The organism is Streptomyces sp. LUP47B (assembly GCF_001746295.1).
Lineage (GTDB): Bacteria > Actinomycetota > Actinomycetes > Streptomycetales > Streptomycetaceae > Streptomyces.
In genome coordinates this window covers 394,633-418,042 of the sequence record NZ_MJAH01000015.1, presented here as the reverse complement: position 1 = coordinate 418,042, position 23,410 = coordinate 394,633, and the positions used below count along the sequence as shown (strand labels likewise).

Genomic DNA, 23,410 nt, shown 5'->3' with positions numbered 1-23,410 from the left:
TGTCAGACCCTCCTGCCACACTCGCAATCATGACCGACCGCTGGGCTCTCGCGCCGGCCGAGGACGGTGGTGTGGAGGTCGCCGCCCTCGGTCCCGACGGGTTGCCCGCCGGGCCGGTGCGGTGGGAGGCGGACCCGGCTGCGGCAGTGCGGGGGCGGCCGGAGGTGGCGCGGTGGGTGTGGCGGTCCACCGCCGAGATCTATCCGCGTCTGCTCGCCGCGGGGGTGCGGGTCGAGCGGTGCTACGACATCGAGGACGCCGAGACCCTCCTGCTGGGCCACGCGGGGCGTTACGGCGAGCCCCGCTCGGCCGCCGCCGCCCTGGCCCGGCTGCGTGACGGCCCCGTACCGCCCGACCCGCCCCAGCGCGCGGCCGAACCGGGCTCGCAGTCACCCCTTTTCGAGCCGCAGAGCGTCCATGTGCCGCTGACCGACCTCGCCGAGGTCTACGCGGACCAGCAGCGGCGGCACGACGCCACCGCGCACCCCGACCGGATGCGCCTGCTGACCGCCGCCGAGTCGGCGGGGATGCTGGTGGCCGCCGAGATGAACCGCGCCGGGCTGCCGTGGAGCGCCGAGACGCACCGCCGGGTGCTGCACGAACTGCTCGGTGAGCGGTATGCCGGAGGCGGCGAGCCCCGGCGTCTCGCCGAGCTGGCCGACCAGGTGTCCGAGGCCTTCGGGCGCCGGGTGCGGCCCGATCTGCCCGCCGACGTCATCAAGGCGTTCGCGCAGGCCGGCATCAAGGTGAAGTCGACCCGGCGGTGGGAGATCGAGTCCGTCGACCATCCGGCCGTGAAGCCGCTGATCGAGTACAAGAAGCTGTACCGCATCTGGGTCGCCCACGGCTGGTCCTGGCTCCAGGACTGGGTGCGGGACGGGCGGTTCCGGCCCGAGTTCCTGGCGGGCGGGACCGTCACGGGCAGATGGGTCACCAATGGCGGCGGTGCCCTTCAGATCCCCAAGGTCATCCGGCGGGCGGTGGTCGCCGACCCCGGCTGGCGGCTCGTCGTCGCCGACGCCGACCAGATGGAGCCGCGGGTGCTGGCGGCCATCTCCCGCGACCCCGGGCTCATGGAGGTGGCAGGACGCGAGAGCGACCTCTACCAGTCCGTCTCCGACCGGGCCTTCTCCGGCGACCGCGGCCAGGCCAAGCTCGCCGTACTCGGCGCGGTGTACGGCCAGACCTCCGGCGACGGGCTCAAGAACCTCGCCGCGCTCAGACGCCGCTTCCCGAAGGCGGTGGCGTACGTCGACGACGCGGCCCGCGCGGGCGAGGAGGGCCGGCTGGTGCGGACCTGGCTGGGGCGGACGTGCCCGCCGGCGGCCGGCGCGGGCGACGCGGAGGAGGCGGGCATCCCGCAGGAGGACCCGGTCGAGCGACCTGTGGAAGACGGCTGGGGACCCGGGTACGCCTCCACCAACACCCGCGCCCGCGGTCGCTTCGCGCGCAACTTCGTGGTGCAGGGCAGCGCCGCCGACTGGGCCCTGCTGATGCTCGCGGCGCTGCGGCAAGCCTGTTCCCGGATGGCGGCCGAGCTGGTCTTCTTCCAGCACGACGAGGTGATCGTGCACTGTCCCGAGGAGGAGACCGAGGCGGTCGTGGCGGCCATCAGGGAGGCGTCGGACCTGGCCGGGCGGCTGACGTTCGGCGAGACACCGGTGCGGTTTCCGTTCACGACGGCGGTGGTGGAGTGCTATGCCGACGCGAAGTGATCACCGCAGGCCGGAGTCGTCGAGCAGCGCGATGAGCTCCTGGAGCACCGTCTTCTCGTCCGTCCCGTCCAGCGCGTCCAGAGCGGCCCGCCACTGCTCGTACGCCTCCTCCGCTCTCCCCCGTTCACGCAGCAGGAGTCCGTGCTGGTGGCGGGCGAGGGCGCCGGTGTAGCGGTCGGCGCGGGCGTCCGCGCGGCGCAGCAGTTCCGCGCACTCGGCGGCGGCGCGTTCGCCGTGGCCGATCAGGCGCAGGGCGCGGACCAGGCCGAGGCGGCTCTGCGACTCGCCGTGCCAGTCGCCGGGGCTGCCGAGGATGCGCAGGCTCTCCTCGAAGTGCGCCGTCGCGGCGGCCGGTTCGCCGAGGGTGAGGTGGGCGTAGCCGATGTTGCAGTGTGCCGAGTGCCGGACGACCACGCTGCCGGTCTCCTCACCGATGGCGAGCGAGCGGCGGTGCTGCTCGATCGCGGCGCGCGGGTCGGTGTGCTCGTACAGGTTGCCCAGATTGCTGTGGGCCACTGCCTCGCCGAAGGGATCGTCCAACTGCCGTGAGTAGGCCAGGCTCTGCCGCAGCGCCTCACCCGACTCGGCGTACCGGCCCAGGCCTTCGAGCAGGAGACCCCGGTTGTTGAGGCAGCGGCGGGTCCAGGAGTCCGCGCCGAGCCGCCGCCAGATCGCGAGGGCGTGGTCGTTGAGGGCCAGGGCCTCGCTGTGCCGGCCGGTCAGGAAGTGCAGTCCGGCGAGGTCGCCCAGGGCGCACGCCTCGGCCGCCTCGTCACCGAGCCGCCGCGCCAGCGTGAGCGCGGCCCGGCCGAGGACCTCCGTCTCGGCCACCCGGCCGCTGCGCTGGAGGAAGGGCGAGAGCAGGCGCAGCAGGGTGGACACATGGGCGGCGGTACGCTCGTCGGGGGTGTCCGTGTGCCGTTCGGCCAGGACGACGATGTTCTCCAGTTCCGACTCGCCCCAGGCGAAGGCCTTCTCGGAGGACGGGAACGGCGGGATGGCCAGCACATGTGCCGCGTGCTCCGGCGGCTGCGCGGCGGTCGGACGGCGGCGGTCCTCCAGGTCGAGGCCGGGTTCGGCGATCGCGGTGAGGGCGCGTTCGGCGACGGCCGCGTACCAGCGCAGGGCGGTGCGGGCGATGTCCGGGGTGTGACCGGTGCCCGCGAGTTCCCGCGCGAAGTCGCGGACCAGACCGTGCGGGGCGTAGCGGCCGTACGCCGTCTCCTCCAGGAGGGCCACGTCGACGAGGCGGTCGAGCGCGTCCTCGGCACGGGTCTCGTCGGTGCCGTCGGTGCCGAGGAGGCGGGCGCCGAGGGGGACGCCGTAGGTGGGCAGGTCGAGGGCGCCGATGCGGCACAGGGCCAGGGCGGCGTCGCGGTCGGACCGGCGACCGGAAGCGGCGAGGGCGTCGTGCGCGACGGCCAGGGAGCGGCGGACCGAGAGGTCGTCGTACTCCAGATGCCGCAACCGGTCCTCGGTGGCGGCCAGCTGGTCGGCGAGGACGTCAGGGGTGAGGGCCTGCCGGGCGGCCAGGCGCGCGGCGACGACGCGGAGGGCCAGGGGGAGGCGGCCGGTGAGTTCGATGAGGGGGTGGGTGGCGTCTATGGGGGTGGCGGGAGCGCCGGCATCGTAGGTGACCGGGGTTGGGTGGTCGGCGGGGCCGTCGTCGGCGCCGGGGGTGATGCGGCCGTCCCGGCCCGACACCGCGCGCAGCAGCTCCGCGCTCTCCTCGGCCGAGAGCGGGGTGAGCGGGAAGCGGCGGGCGTCGCCGAGGGCGGTGAGGGGGGAACGGCTGGTGACGATCACCGCGCAGCCGGCGCCGGCCGGCAGCAGCGGCCGTACCTGCGCGGCGCTCGCGGCATCGTCCAGGACCATGAGCGTGCGGGTGGGCGAGAGCAGCGAGCGCAGCAACGCGGCCGCCGCGTCCGGGTGTTCGGGAATGCTGCGCGGGTCGGCGCCGAGGTCGCGGAGCAGGGCGGTGAGGGCCTGGGCCGGGGTGAGGGGGGTCATTCCGGGGGTGGCGCCCTGGAGATTGACGTAGAGCTGGCCGTCAGGGAAACGTTCCCGCAGCCCATGGGCGACGTGCAGGGCGAGGGCGCTCTTGCCGACGCCCGCCATACCGCTGATGACACCGACTGCCGGGCCGCCGCCGAGGGTGAGGGCATCGCGGAGGTCGTCGCGGGCGGTGGCGCGACCGGTGAAGTGGCCGGGGGGTGGGGGGAGTTGGGCGGGGCGCGGCAGGGGGACGGGGGTCTCGTCCTCGGGGGCGGCGACGGAGGACGGCGGATCGGCGGCGGGGTGCGACGGACGGGGGCCGGGCCGGGCTTCTTCGCGCGTAGCGCCAGGGGAAAGCGCACCCGGAGGGGTCGACAGGCTCTCCTTCTGTGGCTCGCCGAAGTCAACGTCCCTGTCTGAACGTCCTGTTGTGCCCTCTCCTCCGGTCCGGTCCCCGCCGTCTCCCCCGCGCAGCACCTCCACATGGGCCTCGCGGACCCCCGGGCCCGGCTCCACGCCGAGTTCCTCGACCAGGCGGGTGCGCAGGTCGCGGTGGACGGCGAGGGCCTCGGCCTGGCGGCCGGTGCGGTGGAGGGCGAGCATCAGCTGGCGGTGGTAGGACTCGCGCAGGGGGTGCTCGGCGGCGAGCGCGGCGAGTTCGGGGACGAGGGCGCCCGGCCGGGTGTCGGCGAGGGCGAGCTCGGCGTCGTAGTGCCACTCCAGGAGGAGCAGTCGGGCCTCCTCCAGGCGCTGGACCAGGGCGTATCCGGCGAGTTCGGACGGGACCCCGCTGAGGGGCGCGCCCCGCCACAGCGCGAGCGCCGCCGCGCACGCCCGGATGGTCTCGGCCCAGTTCCCGTCGGCATGGGCGCCGCGGGCCCGGGTGGCGTGACTCTCGAAGACCTGGACGTCGAGTTCACCCGGCGCGACACGCAGCAGATAACCGGGGGCCATCGCCCGCAGCCGGTCGGGGTCGTCGAGCAGCCGCCGCAGCCGGGAGACGTGGTTGTGCAGGGAGGCCTTCGCCGAGGCCGGCGGGGTGCTGCCCCACAGGGCGTCCTTGAGGGTCTCGGCGGAGACGACCCGGCCCGTTTCGAGGAGGAGCGCGGCCAGCAGGATCCGCTGCTTGCGGCTGCCGACGACACGCACTCCGGCCCCGCCGTGGCCGTCGTACAGAACCGGCGGCCCGAGCAGTCCGAACCGCAGCCCCGACTGCGATCCGCCCCCCATCACGCCACCCGTTTCTGGCGGATTTCCGCCCTCTCTACGGCGGTTTCCCGCCAGCCGTCCGACGCAGGCCGCTGCCGTAATCCGCTACCGTCCCCGGCCTTGCACACAGTCAGTTCCCCATCGACGCCGTCGACTTCACGCCAACGGGCGAACACCGAAATTTAGATGTGTTGGCCAATGTTAGCGATTTGTTGGCGCAACCTGATGTGATCACCACCTCGGATCTGGCCCGAGGGCGCGCGCGTACGACGCGCAACTCGGGGGAGTGTCGCCGTCGCGGCCGGATCCGTGGGACGCGAGAGGGTCCCGGTCGGCGGAGGTGAACGACCGGGACCCTCGTCCTGTCCTGGGGACCGCGAGCCCTCAGATCACGGGCGGGCGTCCCAGCCGGGTGAGGTGCCACACCGTTCGCCACCGCATCGGCCGCCGTTCACCGGCCGGTTCCCGCAGCCCCTCGACGAACCCGCCGAACCAGGCGCGCAGTCCACTCGCCGACCGGGTCCGCAGCAGGGTGAGCGCCGTCCACACGCCGAGGTGCACGGGGATGAGCGGCAGGGGCAGCCGGCGGCGCACCAGCCAGACGCGGTTGCGGGCGTTGACCCGGTAGTAGATGGCGTGCCGGGCCGGTGAGGTCCTCGGGTGCTGCAGCAGCAGTTCGGGCGCGTACAGGATGTGCCAGCCGCGGTCGGCGGCCCGCCAGGCCAGATCGATCTCCTCGTGGGCGAAGAAGAACTCGGCCGGCCAGTCTCCGGTCTCGGCGAGCATGGCCATGCGGAGGGCGTGCCCGCCGCCCAGGAACCCGGTGACATAGCCGCCGCGCATCGGATCGGAGGCACCGACGCGGGGCACGTGCCGCTGCTGGGTCTCGCCGCTCTCGTCGGCGATACGGAAACCGACGATGCCGAGACGCTCGTCTGTCGCGAACAACTCCTGTACGCGGCGCAGCACATCGGCGTCCACGAGCAGTCCGTCGTCGTCGAGTTCCACTACGACGTCCACGTCACCGAAGTCGCGCAGCCGGGCGAGCGCCACGTTCCGGCCGCCGGGGCAGCCGAGGTTCTCCTCGACGTCGACGGTGGTGACCTCGCCGGGCAGGGAGAGCCGCTCGGCGAACTCGGGGAGCCGGCAGCCGTTGCCCACGATCACGATCCGGTCCGGGGCGATGTCCTGCTTGGCCACGGACCGCAGCAGGGCGTCGACCTCGTCGGGCCGGTTCCCCATGGTCACCACGGCCACGGCGATCCTCGGCGCGCCCATGTCCCCACCTCGTCCACTCGTCCGACGGCCATCAACCGGCGCGATGCTAGCCGTTCACGGTAAGGACTTCTCAGGTATGGGTCACCCCGTGTCAGCTCCGCCGGTTCTCCCTCCGCCGTACGAACTTCAGCCCCGACCAGTCCTCCCCGAGCGCCGCGACCTTCACGTCGACGACACCGAGCGGCAGGAATACCTCCCGCAGGGCGTTCTCGGTGATGTCACTGACGTGCCCGGCGGCTCTGCGCGGCCAGGCGATCCACAATGCGGCGTCGTCCGCGAGGCCGGCGACCAGTCCGTCAGCGGCGGCCGCGAGCCGCGCGTACTCGCGATGGAAGGTGAGGACGACATCCGCGCCGTGCGAGCCGCCGGCGGCGACATCGCAGTCGTCGGGCAGCCCGGGGATGTCCCACCCGTCGGGCGCGCCGTCGAGCCGTACCCGGTGCCCCGCCTTGATGCCGAGCTTCTTGGCGAGGGGCGTGGCGGAGTAGCCGCCCGCCGACCCGGTCACTGACATACGGCACCTCCGCGCACTGGTCCAGCCTCGTCCACCCCATGGTGACGGCCGGGGCGGAGGATGTCCGTGCGGACACGGCGGTCAGGACGCCGTCAACACCGCCGAGTCCTTCCGCGACGGCGTCGGCCGACGGCGACGCCCGCGGTGGTGCGTCCCTGTCGATCCGGCGGATCACCGGCAAGCCGATCATGTTCGCGTCGAACGGCGAGAGGCTCGAGACCGGGCGGCCCGGGACCGGCTACCGCACCACCCGCGCGAGCAGCGTGGCGAGATCCGCGAAGAACTGGAGCCAGGGCCGGGCCTGCTCGGCCCGGCGCCCGAACCGTCTGCTCCAGCCGCCGGAGCGGACGTCCTCCCGCCGCTGGATCGACCTGTCCCGCACACGTCGTAAGGACACGGCACGGCTCGTTCCGATGCGCTTGCGTCGCCTCATGCCGGGACGTTAGCCGGATCCCGATCGGCGGCGCAGGGCGGCGAGCCGCCAAAGCGGGCGGGCGGTTTTTGGCGGTAACGCGTAAACAGCGGCCCGGCGTCATCGCTACCCGCTCCGGGGCAGGCCTTCGACGCGGTCCTCCACAAAGGCCGAGTACTGCGTGGACATCTTGTCGACGTAGGTGTGGCGGTTGAACTGAAGCTTCACATACACGAGTTCGTACCGCTCGAACGTCGGTGCCGGCCGGACCTTCCCGCCCGCGGGCGGCGGCTCACCCGCGGCGGGACGGAGGTGGCCCTGCCTCAGCCGCGCGATCTGCCTGCCCTTGCCGGCCGGGACCTTGACCGCCCCGCCGATGCTCCGGGTGAACCGACGACCCGCAGCGGCTGCCGCCGTCGAAGTCGACGATGTCCCGCGCGGGGGTGCGGCGCCGGATCCGTGTCCAGCGCAGCAGCACGTCGAGCGGGGTCTCGGTGCCAACGGAACGCTGTTGGGCCTGTCACTTCACCGTCCCCCTCCGCATCAGTCGACCTGCCAGGCGGTCTGCAATGCCAGGCGCGCCACCGACGCATCGATGACGTCGACAGGCGGCTTCCAGCCGAACTCGCGCATTCGCTCGACGAATTCCGACGGCAGCACCACGCCATGGCGTCCCACGTAGTGCTGAAGGTCGCGGCGCCAGACCCAGGAGCCGTCGGTGAACAATGACGAGCAGCCAACGAGATTCTCGCCACAGCCCAGCAGGCACTGCTCGGTCTCGGTGTATTCGGCAACCACCGGGGATCCGGTGAGATACGCGACGGCGAAAGCCGCGATGTCCTGCCACGCCCCGGCGTCCGAACGCGTGAGTTCATGAATTCCCGGAAGACCGACCGGACCCTCGAAGAACTCCTGGACAAAACCGACTCTCAGCATGGCTGGTGTGCACCTCCCGTCATCCGCCGCAGGGCTTGCTTCGGCATCCCTGATCAAAACCGGGCACGGAATGCATAAGTAACAAACATGGAATGACTGGGCAATCTCCGTGGGTCACTCTCAGCTTGGTCGTCCGGCGACAGACAGTCGGCACTGAGCACGGAGGGAAGCGCGATGAGCCTTGTCAGCGAGTGCGGCACGGACCTCCGGTGCCGTGTCCACCAGTCGGCCTGGACACGCGGACGCGTGGCGCACGGTTCACATCCTGCGTCCGGGGGCTCTCACGCCTGACCTCGTACCGATGATCACGGCCGGTGCCCTGCCCGGTCCACGGTGTCGCTCGAGATCGACCTGTCGCCGCACGCTTTTGCCACGCACTTCTCCTACGCCGCCGTCCTGGCGTGTGCGCCTCACAGGTGCCTGCCGGGCCGTATCGGCCGCGCCACGTAGAAGGACCTTCGCATGACCACTGCTCCGCTCCGGCCTGCCCTGCCCCGGGACTGCACGTTCGACGCCGACGACTGGGCGATCCTCGCCCGGCACTGGTACCCGGTCGCCCGATCGAGCGAGATCGGCGACGCCCCCACCGCCGTACGCCTGCTCGACGAGACCCTGGTCGCCTACCGGGTGGGCGCCGACGTGGTGGTGGCCCACGACATCTGCCCGCACCGGGGCGTACCGCTCAGCCTCGGCGCGGGCGACGGCACCGGCATCACCTGCGCCTATCACGGGCTGCGCTTCGGTGACGGTGGGCGGTGCGTGCAGGTGCCGGCGCACCCGGAGTCGAAGATCCCGTCCCGGCTGAACCTGCGGACCTACCCCGTCGTCGAGCGCTACGGGCTGGTGTGGACCTGCCTGCGGCCGGCCCCGGACGCCGACCCGGTGATCCCGGCCATGGCCCACTGGGACGACGAGGGATTCCAGCAGATCAACTGCCCCAGCATCGACATCGCCGCGTTCGCCGGCCGCCAGCTCGAAGGCTTCCTGGACGTCGCCCACTTCGGCTTCGTGCATCTGAACTCCTTCGGAGACCCGCACGACACCTTGGTGCCCGACTACGCCCCGGTCCGCCACGAGCACGGGTTCTCGGTCGACTACTGGAGCACCGCCTCCAACTACCCGCACGGCAGCGACAAGCACGCCCCTCCCGGCTTCCGCTGGCTGCGCCACTTCGACGTCCACCTGCCGTTCACCGCGACGCTGGTGGTGCACTTCCCCGGAGGCGGGCTGCTGAACATCATGAACGCCGCCTCACCGGTGTCGGCCCGCCGGACCCGCATGTTCGCCCCGATCGCCCGCAACTTCGACACCGACCAACCCGTCCAGGCGGTATACGACTTCAACCGCACGGTCTTCGAGGAGGACCGGGCCATCGTCGAGGTCCAGAAACCCGAGAACCTCCCCCTGGATCCCAGGCTCGAAGTGCACATCCCGGCCGACCGGAGCTCCATCGCCTACCGCCGCGGACTGCGCGACCTGGGCCTGAGCCACTTCTTCACCGCGTAGGGGCCCGCCGTGAAGACCCTCGACGTCATCGTCCACGCGATCTCCCTCGCCTCCGCCACCAGCCACAGTTACGAGCTCCGGGCAGCGGCTGGAGGAGCCCTGCCGTCCTTCGAGGCAGGCGCTCACATCGACGTCCATCTCGGGCCCTCCCTCATCCGTCCGTACTCCCTGTGCAACTCCCCCCAGGAAAACGGCCGTTACCTGATCTGCGTACGGCGCGACGAGGCCGGCCGGGGCGGCTCCCGCACCCTGCACCGCGACCTCACCGTCGGCCGGCGGCTACGGATCTCACCCCCGCGCAATCACTTCCCTCTCGTGGCGGCCCGGCGCCACGTGCTCATCGCGGGCGGCATCGGCATCACGCCGCTGCTGTCGATGGCCGAGACCCTGGCCGCGCGGGGAGCACCGTTCGTCCTGCACCACTACACCTCCAGCGCGGCGGACGCCCCGCTGCTCGAACGGCTCGGGACCTCCGCCTTCACAGCGCGGACAGTGGCCCACCACAGCGACCAGGGGGACACCATCCGCACGGAACTGCCTGCCGAACTGCTGGCCCCGGACCCGGACACGGCCGTCTATGTCTGCGGGCCCGACGGCTTCATGAGCCACGTGACGGCCAGGGCGACCGCCGCCGGCTGGCAGCCCGACCAGATCCACACCGAACGATTCGCCCCGGCAATTCACTCACCTGCCAAAGCCGAAGTCGCCACCGAGTTCACCGTACGGATCGCGAGCACCGGCATCGGTTACCCCGTCCCCGCCGACCGCACCATCGCCGATGTCCTCACCGCCCATGGCGTCGAGGTCGAACTCTCCTGCGAGCAGGGCATCTGCGGTGCCTGCCTCACCCCCATCCTGGCCGGCGAACCCGACCACCGCGACGAGGTCCAGACCCCGGACGAGCGCGCGGCAGGCGACCGGATCACCATCTGCTGCTCCCGCGCCCGCACCCCCGAACTCCTCCTCGGCCTGTGACCCGGGGTCTGAGACCCCAGGTCGCCGCCCGACCGGAGACCGGCCCGGCACCGTCCAGGCCCCGTCCCACCCGTGTTCTTCATGCCCGTCACGAGCCGGAGCCCACCCGGCCAGCGAAAGGAAAGTGCGCCATGAGCAGAAGTACGAGCAGTGACGACAGAGCGTTCGCCGCCACCGACCGTCGTCTCTTCCTCAAGCGGGGACTGCAACTGGGCGGTGCCGTGCTGCTCGGCGCCCCGCTGCTCGCCGCATGCGGCGACTCCGACTCGTCGTCGGCCTCCTCCGGGTCCTCCTCCGGTTCCAAGAGCTTCGGCGAGTTGACGCTGCGGCTGTCCTGGATCAAGAACGTCGAGTTCGCGGGCAGCTATATCGCGGACAGCAAGGGCTACTACACGGACGAGGGCTTCTCGAAGGTCACACTGATCGGCGGCGGCCCGTCCGCGACGCCGATGGAGACGGACGTCGTCACCAAGAAGGCGCTCATCGCGATCAGCGCCCCCGACATCACCGGCGCGGCCGTCGCCAAGGGCGCACCGCTGAAGATCATCGGCGCGCAGTACCAGAAGAACCCGTTCTGCATCATGTCCATGAGCAAGAACCCGATCGCCAAGCCGGAGGACATGTACGGCAAGAAGATCGGCGTCCAGGCAGGCAACGAGTCCGTGTGGGCGGCGTACATCAAGGCCACCGGGCTGGACGAGTCGAAGATCACGAAGGTGCCGGTGCAGTTCGACCCGCTGCCCCTGACCCAGGGCACCGTGGACGGCTGGTTCTCCTTCGTGACCAACGAGCCGAACACCCTGCGTCTGAAGGGCTTCAAGGTCTCGACGATGCTGCTCGCCGACACCGGCTACCCGCTGGTCTCGGAGACCTACTGCGTCCGCCAGGACACCATCGACAACAAGCGCGACCTGCTCAAGGCGTTCCTGCGCGCGGAGATCAAGGGCTGGAAGGCGAGCATCGCCGACCCGGCGCTCGGCGCGAGGCTCGCGGCCGAGACGTACGGCAAGGGGCTCGGACTGACGACCAAGGAGCAGACCCTGGAGTCCGCGGACGAGAGCAAGCTGCTCGTGAGCGCCGGCACCAAGAAGAACGGGCTGTTCACGATCACGCCGGAGCTGGTCGAGGAGAACATCAAGACGCTGAAGTACGGCGGCCTCGACATCACCGCCGCCAAGCTCTTCGACCTCTCGATCATCGATGAGATCTACAAGGAGAACCCCAGCCTCGTCTGAGGCCCCGTCGGTACCGGTGCGGTCCGTCGGCCCACCGGTACCGGCTTCGCCCGGCTTCCCGTATCCGCAGCGCACACCGCACCGCACACCGCACACCGAGGTCGCCAACTGATGAGTTCCGCAGCCGCTGTTCCCAAAGCATCCGATGACTCCGCACCGTCCGGCACCGGCACCGGGCTGTCCCTGCGGGGGCTGAGCAAGGAGTTCAAGCTCGGTCGGCACCGCGTTCCCGCCCTGGCCGGCGTCGACCTGGACACAACCGAGGGCCAGTTCCTCGCGCTGCTCGGGCCGTCGGGCTGCGGCAAGTCGACCGTTCTGCGGATCCTCGCCGGGCTTGACAGCCCCACCTCCGGTACGGCGCTGGTGCACGGCGAGGACCCGGAGGCGGCCCGCAAACGGCACCACCTGGGCATAGCCTTCCAGGACGCCGCGCTGCTCCCGTGGCGCTCGGTCGCCGCCAACATACGGCTGCCTCTGGAGATCAGCGGCATCAAGGCCGACCCGGCGGCGATCTCCGACCTCATCAGGCTGGTCGGCCTCGAGGGCTTCGAGAAGGCCCGTCCCGCCCAGCTCTCCGGCGGCATGCGGCAACGTGTCGCGATCGCCCGCTCGCTGGTCGTCGACCCCAAGGTGCTCCTGCTGGACGAGCCGTTCGGCGCGCTGGACGACATGACCCGCCAGCGGCTCAACCTCGAACTCCAGCGCATCTGGCAGGCCCGCGCGGTGACCACCCTGCTGGTCACCCACTCCATCAACGAGGCCGTGCTGCTCAGCGACACCGTCGCCGTCATGTCCCCCCGGCCAGGCCGGATCGTGGAGGTCGTCACCATCGACCTGCCCCGGCCGCGTACCCCGGAGATGATGCGCTCGGCCGAGTTCCACGCGTACGCCGACCAGTTGTCGGAGCTCCTGTTCGGCCGCACCGACGCCCCCGCCGAGCCCGCGGCCGAGGCGTCATGAGTGCGCGACGTTCCACCTGGACCGGCGGGGCCGTCGGCATCGCGGCGCTGATCGGGGCCTGGTCGCTGCTGTCCACCACGGTCTTCGGCCCCGGGGACGGCGTACCCACCCCCTGGGCGGTCGTGGCGAGCGTGTTCGACGACGGCTGGACCTTCTACAGCCCGCATGTCGAGCAGACCGTGGGCGAGGCCCTGACCGGGTATCTGGTCGGCAACGCGCTGGCGCTCGGCCTGGCGGTGCTGGTGCTGCTGGTGCCCGTACTGGAACGGGTGATCACGCAGATAGCGGTGGCCTCCTACTGCCTGCCGATCGTGGCGATCGGCCCGATCCTGTCCCTCGTCCTGGACGGGGACAAGCCGATGTCGGCGATGGCCGGACTGTCGGTCTTCTTCACCACCCTCATCGGCGCGCTGCTCGGACTGCGCTCGGCCGACCCCGCCTCGCTGGACCTGGTACGCGCCTACGGCGGCGGCCGCTGGCAGCAGATGCTGCGGGTCCGCCTGATCGCCGCACTGCCCAGCACACTGGCCGCCCTCAAGATCGCCGGACCGGCGGCGCTGCTCGGCGCGATCATCGGCGAGTACCTCGGCCGCGTCGACAGCGGCCTCGGCATCGCCATGACCATCGCCCAGCAACAGCTCGACGTACCCCGCACCTGGGGCATCGCCCTGGTCTCCGGCGCGGTGGCCGGCATCGCATACGGCACGGTCGGGCTCATCGCCCGCTACGCCCTGCCGTGGTCACGCACGACGACAGTGGAAGGCGGAGGCGCGTGAGCACCGGCACCGCGACACAGCCGCGAACGGCCCCCGCGCTGCGCTTCACGGCAGGCGTGCTGCGCCCGCTGCTGAACGTGGCCGTGACGATGGCGGCCGTCATCGTCCTGTGGATCATCTTCCTGCAGGTCTACGACCTGGACCCGCTGGTGGCCAAGTCACCGGTCGACATCTTCCACTACCTGTTCACCGGCGCGGACGCGGGCGCCCACCGCTCCCTGGTCTCCTCCGGCCTGGGCCGCACGCTGCTCGACGCCGGGTTCGGCTTCGTCGCCGGGCTGGCGGCGGCAGTGGGCGTGGCGGTCGTCTTCGTCCTCCTGCGGAGCGTCGAACAGGCCCTCCTGCCGATGGCGGTCGTCGTACGCTCAGTACCCCTGGTGGCGATGACCCCGCTCATCACCCTGATCTTCGGCCGCGGCCTGATGGCCACCACCGTCATCAGCGGCCTCATCGTCTTCTTCCCCGCCCTGGTCACCATGACCTTCGGCCTGCGCTCCGCCTCCCGCCAGGCGGCCGACCTGTGCCGCGCGTACGGCGCCGGAAGCTGGACCGTCGCCCGCAAGGTCATGCTGCCCAGCGCGGTCCCCGCGTTCTTCGCCAGCGCCCGGGTCGGCGTCCCCGGAGCCCTGATCGGCGCGATGCTCGCCGAATGGCTCTCCACCGGCCAGGGCCTCGGCTACGCCATGCTCAAGGACTCCTCCACCTTCGACTACGACCACCTCTGGGCCTCGGTCGCGGTCCTCACCGCCGTATCCGCACTCGCGTACAACATCATCGCGGCCATCGAGACCGTCGCCCTGGCCCGCTTCGCGCCCAACATCCGCCCGGGCACATGACCCCGACCCGGCCCTCACCACCGGAGACCCGCTCAATGGACACTTCCGCGCTCGCCACCACGTTCGGCGCCCAACTCCCCGCATGGGTGCAGTCCGAACTGGCCGACGTGCCCGAGACCCTGCCCACCGACGAGGACCGGATCCGTCTCACCAACCGCCTCGCCGAACGCAACCACCGCGAGGACACCGGCGGACCGTTCGCCGCCCTGGTCGTGGAGACGGCGACCGGACGGCTCGTCTCGGCCGGAGTCAACCTGGTCCTGTCCTCAGGGCTCTCCTCCACCCACGCCGAGGTCGTCGCCCTCTCCCTGGCACAGGCCCGCCTGGGCACCTGGGACCTCGGCACCCCGGGCGGCCCGGACCTGGAACTGGTCGTCAACTGGCGCCCCTGCGCGATGTGCTACGGCGCCGCCATGTGGTCCGGAATCCAGCGCCTGGTCGTCGCAGGAGAAGGCCCCGAGCTGGAGCAACTCACCGGCTTCGACGAAGGCCCCATGCGCGAGGACTGGACCGAACAGTTCGAGCAGCGCGGCATCCACGTCGTCAGCGACGTGCTCCGCGACGAGGCCGTCGCGGTCTTCCGTGCCTACGGCGAACGCACGGACGCCGTGGTCTACAACGCGCGCGGGGCTGTGACCGTCACCTCGTAACGGGTCCTGACAACAAACACCTCGCCGAGGAGACCGATCACCACGGCTGAACGCAGAAAAGGCTCTCCATGATCTCCATGGAGAGCCTTCAGCCTCTGAACTGGGCCTTCTTGAGCCGCCTTCGGGATTCGAACCCGAGACCTACGCATTACGAGACCATGGGGGTTCGTGACGCCTGGTTCCGGCTCGTGCTACCTGGTGCTGTTCTGCCTGATCAGAGCATGTACGCACAGGTCCGCGGTGACGCCCTGTGTTACCTCGTCCAAAGGCGTCCGGCCGCACTCTGGCCGCACACGGCCACACCTACGTAGACCGAGCCGCCAGAATGCCGTTGTCAGTCTCATACAGGAACTCGAAGGAGCCCTCGAAGGTGAGGCGCAGCTCAGGATGCGTGGGCGTGCTGACCAAGCATGCCGCGACTACCAGGGTTCGGTTCGGTTCATGAGGCCAGCGCTCCGCCAGGTTCATCGCTGCGGAGAAGGCCGTGTGTTCTCTCGCCTATTGCGAGCTGTTGCTTCCGCTCTTCGATTGAGGGTGTAGCCGTGACCCTCGTGGCCACTCTGGGTCAGAACCGTGGCAGCGACGCGCGCGATGTCATAGGGGTCGACCGGGGAGGTCAGGCCCGGGTCGGTCGGGTCGTAGACCTTGCCCTCGCTGTCGATGCTGTTCTTCCACCACAGAGCGTTGGACGACAGGGTGTTGGGCCGCAGGTAGGTGATCGCGATCCCCGAATCACGGAGCACCTCGTCGCGGGTGTTGATCATCTCGCCGATGATCGGGCGAGGGTGAATGACGGTGCCGATCGAGGACAGCACCACGATCCGGTTCACCCCGCCGGCCTTGGCGGCGTCCACGACGTTCTGTGCCTGCGCGGGCAGGGGGGCGGCCTGCATGAAGAAGACGACGTCGACTCCCTCGGACGCCTTGTGGAGAGCGGCGGTGTCATCGAGGTCGCCGATCGCGATCTCGGACGCATCCGGGAGCTGGGCCGCCTTGTCGGGATTGCGGATGTAGGCGCGGACGTCGTGTCCGCCGTCGACGAGCTGCTTGACGAGCTCACTGCCCGTTTCCGGTGGCTCCGGTGACGAGAATCATGCGAGTGGTTCCTTTGCGAAGTGGGTTGCTTACCAGGGGAGTTCGCCAGTGCGGTCGGCGTAACTGCCGCTGGGACCGTCGGGACCGGCAAGAGCGAAGTTGACGATGGCGTCCGTGCCGTCATGGATCGAGTGGCCCTGGTTGCCGCTCAGCTCGGTCGAGGTCTGACCGGGGTCGGCGGCGTTGATGTGGATGTGGGGCAGCAGCCGCGCAAGGCGGGCGGTCATCATGTTGATCGCCGCCTTCGACGCCGCGTACGGCACGGTGGCGGCGCGGGACTCGATGCGGTCCAGGTCGTGGAAGAGCGCGAACGAACCGAGGCCGCTGCTGACATTCACGACTCTCGGATTGCTGCTCTTTTCCAGCAGCGCGGGGTGGTCGCGGCTCTGGTCCTGGTCTCATGCGAGGTCGATTACGACCTTGCCGTGCACGTGCCGGCCTGCCTGCAGCTCGACGGCGGCGCGGACCTCGTTGACGGGGAAGGTCGCGGCGATCGGCACTCGGAGCCGGCCCTCCGCGGCCAGACGGGCGATCTTCTCGACGGCGCCGGGGGCGGCGTTGGCGCCGTTGGCGCCGTTGGCCGGCGTGACGCCGTCCACAGCGGCGGCGATCGTGGCCATGCGGGCGTCCGGTACGCCGAGCTCGCGCGCCACCGCGATCGTGTCGGTGCTGTGCAGGTCCATGGCTGCGGTGATGCCGTCGGGAGCCAGCTCGCGGAGTCGGTCGGCCAGGCTCTCGCCGTAGGTTACCGGCTCGGCTCCCAGTGCCCGCAGGGCGTCGGCCGAGGCGGCCGATCCGGTCCCGATGACTCGCGCGCCGGCGAGGCGAGCGAGTTGGACGGCGAACACGCCGACCCCGCCTCCAGCGCCACCGATCAGCAGCGTGTCAGACGGGCCGGGGTTGACGATGGCGAGTGCGGCGGCGGCCGTGCATCCCGCGATGGCCAGGGCGCCGGCGATGCGGTCGGCGAGGCCATCGGGCGTGTGGTGCGCGTCGCCGCCCTTGCCGATGTGACCGGGGGCGTCCACGACCACGTAATCGGCGACGCTTCGTGAGAAGGCGCCGCCGAACACACGGTCTCCAACGTTGAACTCGCCGACCCCGTCGCCGACCTCGTCCACGACGCCCGCGTAGTCGTTCCCGAATCCGCACGGCAGGCTCAGCCCGAAGCGGGCGGCAGTGTCTGCGTCGGAGGTCATGAACCAGTCCATAGGGTTCAGCCCGGCCGCGATGACCCGCACGCGGATCTGGCCAGGGCCGACGTCTGGGACGGGCACCTCGCGCAGGTCGAGGGCTTCAGGGCCTCCGAACGACTCGACGAACTGGACAGCCCTGCTGGTGTTGGACGACATGCTCATGCTGGTCTGACTCCTCGAGAAGACTAGGAACGGAGAAACGGACTATGATCCGTTTCTCGGACCGTAACACAACCGGAGCGTGATCCGTTTTGAAAGTGACACCCTCACCACCCGCGCCCCGGGCGGACGCCGCACGCAACCGCAAGCACCTCCTCGCAGTCGCCACCCGCGCCTTCATGTCCGCGGGCACCGAACCGTCACTTCGCGAAATCGCGCGCGCAGCCGGAGTCGGCATCGCCACGCTTTATCGGCACTTCCCCACCCGAGAAGCCTTGGTCGCCGCGGTCTACGCCGACCAAGTGGCCCGACTCACCGAAGGCGCCCGCGAGCTCCTCGCAGCGCTCCCCCCATCCCAGGCGCTGCGGCGCTGGATGAACCTCTTTGGGGATTGGATCGCGACCAAAGACGGCATGCTGAACACGCTGCTCGCAATGATCGAGTCCAACGAGCTCGCCCACGACCAGACCCACACCGACCTAATCGCCGCGATCGACGACATCCTCCGCGCCGGACACGCGACCGGAGAGCTGCGTACCGACGTCACCGCCGAAGACCTCGCCGCCCACCTGATCGGCATTTTCACCGTAGCCCCTCTGCCGGAGCACCGTGCCAGAGCCGATCGCCTACTGGACACCCTGATGCACGGCCTCCGCCCCAAGCCTTGAACCCGTCGTCACGCGTCGTTGAGTGCGTGACGCATGCGCCATGGGGCATTCGTGCCGCCCCCGGTTGCGCAGCGGGACTACGTCATTCGTGTCCTCAAGTCGTCTACACCCTGGATTGGGAAGAGCCCGTTTTCCGGTTCGAAGTCATCGCCGGTGCCGATCCACAGCATTCCGTCGGGGCCGATCACGAGGGGGCCACCATGGTGGCGGTCCGCTGTCCGGATACCGTCGAGCCGGACACGGCCGACGGCGAGCGAGGCGTAGTCGTCCGCGATCGTCAGCGCGACGATGCGGTTCTCCCCGGCCCCCGGCCCAGAGGCGAACACGGTCCGGTCGTCGTTGAACGTGGAGGACGCGACGATTCCGAGCAACCCTGCCTCGGAGGACACATCGACGTCGGGCACGACACCTACAAGGGTCGCGTCACCTCCGCGAGCGGGCACTCTCGTGTCGACCGTCTGTGGTCGAAGAACTGACGTTCGCGGGCAGTGATTCGGCTCGTGCTTGTCGGGCCCCGTTGTCACCGGCCGGATGATGGGAGGGCGTCAGTGTTGACGGTTGCCAGGTCCATGCCCATGAGCATGTCCGCGCGAGCGTAGTAGTCGTCGACGGGGAGATCGTCCTTGGTGATGCGGCGGAACCCTGCCCGTTCGTAGAGGTGGATGGCGGGCTGGAGGCGGGAGTTCGTACCAAGGAACAGCCGCCGCCCGCCACGTGCGGCGGCATGTTCGACGGCTGCGCGGATCAGAGCGTTGCCTATTCCGTGTCCCTGCGCCTCGGGGGTGACGCCCATCTTGGACAGCTCGAAGACATCACCGGGGTAGGAAAGCAAGGCGATGCAGCCGACCCGTGCGTCATCGTCTGAGCGCGCGATGAGCACCGCCCCGCCCGGCGCGATGATCTGACCCACAGGATCGTCGAGCACGCGGCGGTCTTCGTCTGTGAGTGAGAAGAGCTCCGAGATCCACGCAGCGTTGATCCGCTGAAACGCCTCAGCGTCCTCGGCGTCGGTAAGCGGTGTGATGTGGACAGTGTCGGAGGTGGCGGCCATTCATCTAGCATGCCGGTCACGCATTCAGATGTCTAAGACGAATGAACCACGGGATCGATAAGATTGGAGAATGGATTCTCGGGTCGAACTGCGTCTGCTGCGGTCCTTCAGCGTCCTGTCTGGTGAACTGCACTTCGGCCGTGCCGCGCAGCAGCTTCGTATCGCGCAGCCGGCACTGTCTCAGCAGATCCGCCAGCTTGAACGGGCGGTCGGCGTCACGCTGTTCGAACGGACGTCCAGATCGGTCGCCCTGACTCGGGCTGGGAGTGTCTTCGCGGCGCGGGTGCGCGATCACCTGCAGCGAATCGAGGAAGACATCGAGGAAGCGCGACGTGTCGACAGGGGAGAGTCCGGCCGAATAGACCTCGCATTCATCTCTTCCGCCGCGCCGGTCGTGGCGACGATCACACGATGGATCGCCGGCGAACGCCCGGGCGTGCTTCTCGACCTCCACGAGGGTACGACCGAGAGCGTGCTCGACCACATCGAGCGCGGCACCGCGGACCTCGGGATCGTCCGCGATGCCGAGAATCGGCCGGGCATCACCCTCACCACGGTGCGCGTCGAGGGCTACGTCGCCGTGCTTCCTCGCGGTCACGCACTCGTCGAAGAAGCCCAGGCCACGGCCGCGGACCTCGCAGGCTCACCCCTTGTGCTCTTTCCGAGGACGGCAGGGTCTCTCGCCTACGCGCGGGCGCTTCAGCCGTTTCGGGAGATGGAGGTCGAACCCGTGATTGCCTTCCATGCATCCCAGTGGAGCAGCATCTTCCAACTCGTCGCCGCAGGCGCGGGCACGACCATCGCCCCCGAGAGCGCGGCTGATCAGGTTCCCGCCGGCGTAGCGGTGGTGCCGCTCGGCGGAACGGACACTCGAACGCTCGTACAAGTGGCGCACCGGGCACACCAGACGCATCCCATCGTCCCCACCCTCATCGATCTCCTGCGCACGGAATAGGTCAGACTCGCTCCTTGCGGGCACGGAGGTGTCCTCGTCGTCGCGGTAGGTGGAGAACTGCAGTCTCGTCCGTCAGCTCATGAAGAGATCGATGCTCATCGCGCTACTCCCACGAGCCGGCCGCCGCGTCGACCGTGTCAAGGCCAGCGTGCACTGCTTCCCGCGAGGGCTGATAGATCGACTTGTGGCTGATGCTCCGGCACTGGGCGGCGGTGATCTTCTGCAGCGATCAGCACATAGTTCAGTCGGGCGAGGGCCTCGTCCCGCAGTTGGCTGAGTCCGACAGGGGTTCTGTGCGCGGTCCTGCTGATTCGGTCCGATGGGGCTGCGGCTGCCTCAGACCGCTGATGAGCAGGGTCACGACTTCTCGCACGTCGTAGTCCGGGTCGTGTGGGCTCCAGGCGACGAGGTCGCCGACGGCGCGGAGGAGGCGGTAGGCCGAGATGGGTGCGACCACCTCACCTGATGCGCGGGTCGCGTCGAGCAGGTCGGCCAGGACCGGCACGAGGCGGTCGAGGAACAGGACGTGCAGGGCGGTGAACTCGTCGGCGTCCCCCTCCCAGACTCGCGCCAGTCCATGTTTCGTTCCCAGGAAGTCGACGAACAAGTGCACCCAGTGCAGGGTCGCTTCGAAGGGACTCGGTGTGGACGCCAGAAGCTGCGGTCCGGCCTGTGCGCACTCCTCGATCTGATGGCGGTACACCGCGACCACCAGATCCGAGCGGGTCGGGAAGTGCCGGTAGAGCGTGGCCACGCCTACTCCGGCGGCCGCAGCAACCTCGCGGACCGGCGCGTCGACCCCCGATGTGGCAAACACCACAGCGGCGGCCTCGAGTAGCGCCCGCTGATTGCGCTCCACATCCCGGCGTCGCCGAGGCGCGTCGGTCGCGCGGGTTGCATTCCTGGGGGAGCTCACCGCCTCATCGTCGCACGCCCCTCGCGCGTTCGGAACATTGATCCGGTTCGGCTTGAAAAAACGGATCGATGTTCCGTATCGTTGCGGAACGACGATCCGTTTTGGGTCGTCCTTGTCCGTGACCATGGAAGGACTCTCGTGTCTCTCGTTGAAGCAACTCCCCGTCCCGCCGCTCAGGTCCTGAGCGTGCGGCCGGTGATTCTCCCCGCCCCGGCTCGTGGCGACGATCTGCAGGTACGCATCACGGCACCGGCCGCGGGCACCGATCTGCCTGTCATCGTCTTCGCCCATGGCTTCGGTCAGTCGATGACCGCGGGCGACCCGTTGGTGGACTATTGGGCGGCCAACGGATTCGTCGTGGTGCAGCCGACCTTCCTCGACTCCACGACCCTCGGTTTGACGCCCGCCGACCCGCGCTACCCGACGATCTGGCAGACCCGGATCGACGACCTTGTGCAGGTCATCGACGAGCTGGACACCGTCATCGCCGCGGTCCCTGGGCTGACCGGTCGTGTCGACACTCACCGCCTCGCGGTTGCCGGACATTCCTGGGGCGGGCAGTCAGTCGGGATGCTGCTCGGGGCGCGCGTCATCGGCGCGGACGGCCAGTCCGGCGAGGACCGCACCGACGCCCGCGTGAAGGCCGGGGTCCTCCTGTCCACGACCGGAATCTCACGTGGGGACCTCACCCCCTTCGCGCAGGCGCACTTCGCGTTCATGAGCCCGGACTTCACCCGCCTCGCGACGCCCTCGATCGTCGTCGCCGGTGACCAGGACCAGTCACCGCTCTCCACCCGCGGTCCCGATTGGTTCACCGACGTCTACCACCACAGCCCTGGCGCTCGACACCTCGTCACCCTCCATGGCGGCGAGCACACGCTCGGCGGCATCCAGAACTACAACTCGACCGACACCACCGACGAAAGCCCCGAGCGAGTCGACCTGGTACGACGCACCACCACGGCGTTCCTGCACACAGCACTTGGGATCAACGAAACCGCCTGGTCCGACGTGGCCGCTACCTCCGTCGAGCCCATCGGTCACATCAACTCCAAGTAGACCCCACCACCCCCGCCCCACACAGATCCCGATCCACGCAAGGACGCCACTGTGACAACCAGACAACACCCCATCGGCAGCGGCTTCACCGCCGCCTCCACCGCGACCGATGTCCTGGCCGGGGTCGACCTCAGCGGCCGCGAGGTGATCATCACCGGCGGGCACAGTCGCCTCGGTCGCGAGGTCACCCGTTCGCTTGTCACCGCAGGGGCTTCGGTGACCGTAGCCGCCCGTGACCCGCAACGAGCCGCAGCGATCCTCACCGACATCACCAACGCCGACGACATCAACGGTCTGGGCGGCGTCCAGGTGAAGCGGCTTGACCTCGCCGACCCGGCCTCGATCGAGGCCTTCGCGCAGAGATGGCAGAAGGCCGACCGGGCGCTCCACGCGCTGGTGAACAATGCCGCGATGCTCTTCGCCCCCGAGCGGCGTCTCGACGCACGCGGGAACGAGCTCTCGTTCGCGACCACCCACCTTGGCCACTTCCAACTCACCCGGGCACTCCTACCCGCCCTCCGGCTAGCCGGGAGCGCGCGAGTGCTCACCACCACCTCCGGCGCCGCCCGATTCGGCTCCATCCGATGGGACGACCTGTCCTTCCGCAGCGGGTACGACGCGGGCGCGGCCTACGCCCAGTCCAAGTTGGCCAACGTCCTGTTCACCGTCGAGCTCGACCGCCGGTACGCCGATGACGGCATCCGTGCGTTCGCGGCGCACCCGGGAGTGGTCATCGGCCCCGGACCGCACGCCCCCAGCGCAGTTGCGAACTACCGCGCGCAGGGCCTCGTCGACGACGACGGCGCAACGGTCATCGATCCCGCAGCCGGCAAGAAGACAGCCGAACAGGGCGCCGCGACTCTCGTCTTCGGCGCAGTCAGCCCGCTCCTCGACGGCACCGGCGGCGTCTACCTCAAAGACAGCGACATCGCCGTCCTAGACAACAGCGAACGCCCGCTCACCCGCGACAGCATCCCCTCCGACGCGAACGCGGCCATGCTCGACTCGGAAGACGCCCGCCGACTCTGGACCATCACCGAGCGACTGCTCGTCCCATGAACCGCTGCGCTGGGGGCGTGCGTTTGAAGTAGTTGGACGGTTGGCCTTCGCGAGGATTTGGTCGGCGGTCTCGGTCCACACGAACGGATGGCAGCGGTCGTTCCAGCCGTCGACGAACGCGCGGACCTTGGCGTTGACATCGCGCACGGCTTTGAACACGCCCCGGCGGGTGGTCTGACGCTCGGCAACATTGAACCAGATCTCGACGACCGGTAACTTAGGGCTTTGATGTTCGTTTGACCCGTTTGGGTTTGG

General features: G+C 69.8%; 22 protein-coding genes and 2 pseudogenes. 13 read left to right on the top strand and 11 right to left on the bottom strand.

Features of this window, described 5'->3' with window-relative positions; translation table 11 throughout:
• Positions 1-29 precede the first annotated feature (29 nt).
• Entirely contained in the window at positions 30-1,715 is a 1,686-nt protein-coding gene (locus BFN33_RS37340) for a bifunctional 3'-5' exonuclease/DNA polymerase (protein WP_069764615.1), read from the top strand.
• On the opposite strand, the gene BFN33_RS37335 is transcribed toward BFN33_RS37340, so the two are convergent.
• From BFN33_RS37335 to BFN33_RS37325, 3 genes are all read right to left on the bottom strand, one after another.
• Positions 1,716-4,940: a BTAD domain-containing putative transcriptional regulator gene (locus BFN33_RS37335; protein ID WP_069764614.1), complete on the bottom strand. Its 3,225-nt coding sequence runs from the start codon at positions 4,938-4,940 to the stop codon at positions 1,716-1,718.
• Positions 4,941-5,303: 363 nt separating this feature from the next.
• Complete coding sequence (locus BFN33_RS37330) at positions 5,304-6,197, bottom strand: glycosyltransferase family 2 protein (RefSeq protein ID WP_069764613.1); 894 nt, start codon at positions 6,195-6,197, stop codon at positions 5,304-5,306.
• 91 nt (positions 6,198-6,288) lie between these two features.
• Complete coding sequence (locus BFN33_RS37325) at positions 6,289-6,711, bottom strand: DUF3052 domain-containing protein (RefSeq protein ID WP_069764612.1); 423 nt, start codon at positions 6,709-6,711, stop codon at positions 6,289-6,291.
• Positions 6,712-6,790: 79 nt separating this feature from the next.
• Between BFN33_RS37325 and BFN33_RS55635 the strand changes: the two are divergent.
• Positions 6,791-6,929 (top strand): annotated as a pseudogene (locus tag BFN33_RS55635) (hypothetical protein); the annotation flags it as partial.
• Between the two features lie 20 nt (positions 6,930-6,949).
• Here the strand turns inward: BFN33_RS55635 and BFN33_RS52775 are convergent.
• Both BFN33_RS52775 and BFN33_RS37315 read right to left on the bottom strand, forming a co-directional pair.
• Positions 6,950-7,144 (bottom strand): hypothetical protein, encoded by a 195-nt coding sequence (locus BFN33_RS52775; protein WP_141758026.1) that lies wholly within the window; start codon positions 7,142-7,144, stop codon positions 6,950-6,952.
• Positions 7,145-7,666: 522 nt separating this feature from the next.
• Positions 7,667-8,059 carry a hypothetical protein gene (locus BFN33_RS37315; protein WP_069764610.1) on the bottom strand — a complete coding sequence of 131 codons (393 nt, stop codon included), beginning with the start codon at positions 8,057-8,059 and terminating at the stop codon, positions 7,667-7,669.
• A 462-nt stretch (positions 8,060-8,521) separates the two neighbouring features.
• Here BFN33_RS37315 and BFN33_RS37310 point away from each other — a divergent pair, with 462 nt between their 5' ends.
• From BFN33_RS37310 to BFN33_RS37280, 7 genes are all read left to right on the top strand, one after another.
• Positions 8,522-9,565 (top strand): aromatic ring-hydroxylating dioxygenase subunit alpha, encoded by a 1,044-nt coding sequence (locus BFN33_RS37310; protein WP_069764609.1) that lies wholly within the window; start codon positions 8,522-8,524, stop codon positions 9,563-9,565.
• A gap of 9 nt (positions 9,566-9,574) precedes the next feature.
• The gene (locus tag BFN33_RS37305; RefSeq protein WP_069764608.1) at positions 9,575-10,540 is read left to right on the top strand and encodes a PDR/VanB family oxidoreductase; all 966 of its coding nucleotides are present in this window, start codon (positions 9,575-9,577) and stop codon (positions 10,538-10,540) included.
• A 131-nt stretch (positions 10,541-10,671) separates the two neighbouring features.
• Positions 10,672-11,775, top strand: a complete 1,104-nt coding sequence (locus BFN33_RS37300; protein ID WP_069764607.1) for an ABC transporter substrate-binding protein — start codon at positions 10,672-10,674, stop codon at positions 11,773-11,775.
• 111 nt (positions 11,776-11,886) lie between these two features.
• Entirely contained in the window at positions 11,887-12,735 is an 849-nt protein-coding gene (locus BFN33_RS37295) for an ABC transporter ATP-binding protein (RefSeq protein WP_069764606.1), read from the top strand.
• The gene (locus tag BFN33_RS37290; RefSeq protein WP_069764605.1) at positions 12,732-13,511 is read left to right on the top strand and encodes an ABC transporter permease; all 780 of its coding nucleotides are present in this window, start codon (positions 12,732-12,734) and stop codon (positions 13,509-13,511) included. The genes BFN33_RS37295 and BFN33_RS37290 overlap by 4 nt, the downstream gene beginning before the upstream one ends.
• Positions 13,508-14,347 carry an ABC transporter permease gene (locus BFN33_RS37285; protein WP_069764604.1) on the top strand — a complete coding sequence of 280 codons (840 nt, stop codon included), beginning with the start codon at positions 13,508-13,510 and terminating at the stop codon, positions 14,345-14,347. Before BFN33_RS37290 ends, BFN33_RS37285 begins: the two co-directional genes overlap by 4 nt.
• A 35-nt stretch (positions 14,348-14,382) precedes the next feature.
• Entirely contained in the window at positions 14,383-14,997 is a 615-nt protein-coding gene (locus tag BFN33_RS37280) for a nucleoside deaminase (protein ID WP_069764603.1), read from the top strand.
• A 464-nt stretch (positions 14,998-15,461) separates the two neighbouring features.
• Here the strand turns inward: BFN33_RS37280 and BFN33_RS37275 are convergent.
• From BFN33_RS37275 to BFN33_RS37265, 3 genes and pseudogenes are all read right to left on the bottom strand, one after another.
• Positions 15,462-16,052 (bottom strand): annotated as a pseudogene (locus BFN33_RS37275) (SDR family oxidoreductase); the annotation flags it as partial.
• A gap of 69 nt (positions 16,053-16,121) precedes the next feature.
• Complete coding sequence (locus BFN33_RS37270; protein WP_256122971.1) at positions 16,122-16,457, bottom strand: SDR family NAD(P)-dependent oxidoreductase; 336 nt, start codon at positions 16,455-16,457, stop codon at positions 16,122-16,124.
• A gap of 33 nt (positions 16,458-16,490) precedes the next feature.
• Positions 16,491-17,450, bottom strand: a complete 960-nt coding sequence (locus BFN33_RS37265; protein WP_069764601.1) for an NADP-dependent oxidoreductase — start codon at positions 17,448-17,450, stop codon at positions 16,491-16,493.
• Positions 17,451-17,545: 95 nt separating this feature from the next.
• Here BFN33_RS37265 and BFN33_RS37260 point away from each other — a divergent pair, with 95 nt between their 5' ends.
• Positions 17,546-18,115, top strand: coding sequence for a TetR/AcrR family transcriptional regulator (locus BFN33_RS37260; RefSeq protein ID WP_069764600.1), 570 nt, complete (start codon positions 17,546-17,548; stop codon positions 18,113-18,115).
• A 77-nt stretch (positions 18,116-18,192) separates the two neighbouring features.
• On the opposite strand, the gene BFN33_RS37255 is transcribed toward BFN33_RS37260, so the two are convergent.
• Positions 18,193-18,558: a PQQ-dependent sugar dehydrogenase gene (locus BFN33_RS37255; protein WP_256122970.1), complete on the bottom strand. Its 366-nt coding sequence runs from the start codon at positions 18,556-18,558 to the stop codon at positions 18,193-18,195.
• Positions 18,559-18,635: 77 nt separating this feature from the next.
• The gene (locus BFN33_RS37250; protein ID WP_069764598.1) at positions 18,636-19,166 is read right to left on the bottom strand and encodes a GNAT family N-acetyltransferase; all 531 of its coding nucleotides are present in this window, start codon (positions 19,164-19,166) and stop codon (positions 18,636-18,638) included.
• Positions 19,167-19,236: 70 nt separating this feature from the next.
• Here BFN33_RS37250 and BFN33_RS37245 point away from each other — a divergent pair, with 70 nt between their 5' ends.
• Positions 19,237-20,121 (top strand): LysR substrate-binding domain-containing protein, encoded by an 885-nt coding sequence (locus BFN33_RS37245; protein WP_069764597.1) that lies wholly within the window; start codon positions 19,237-19,239, stop codon positions 20,119-20,121.
• Positions 20,122-20,362: 241 nt separating this feature from the next.
• On the opposite strand, the gene BFN33_RS37240 is transcribed toward BFN33_RS37245, so the two are convergent.
• Positions 20,363-21,163: a TetR/AcrR family transcriptional regulator gene (locus BFN33_RS37240; RefSeq protein WP_079141201.1), complete on the bottom strand. Its 801-nt coding sequence runs from the start codon at positions 21,161-21,163 to the stop codon at positions 20,363-20,365.
• Between the two features lie 12 nt (positions 21,164-21,175).
• Here BFN33_RS37240 and BFN33_RS37235 point away from each other — a divergent pair, with 12 nt between their 5' ends.
• Complete coding sequence (locus BFN33_RS37235) at positions 21,176-22,096, top strand: alpha/beta fold hydrolase (RefSeq protein ID WP_069764595.1); 921 nt, start codon at positions 21,176-21,178, stop codon at positions 22,094-22,096.
• Positions 22,097-22,147: 51 nt separating this feature from the next.
• Positions 22,148-23,155: an SDR family NAD(P)-dependent oxidoreductase gene (locus BFN33_RS37230; RefSeq protein ID WP_069764594.1), complete on the top strand. Its 1,008-nt coding sequence runs from the start codon at positions 22,148-22,150 to the stop codon at positions 23,153-23,155.
• Positions 23,156-23,410 lie beyond the last annotated feature (255 nt).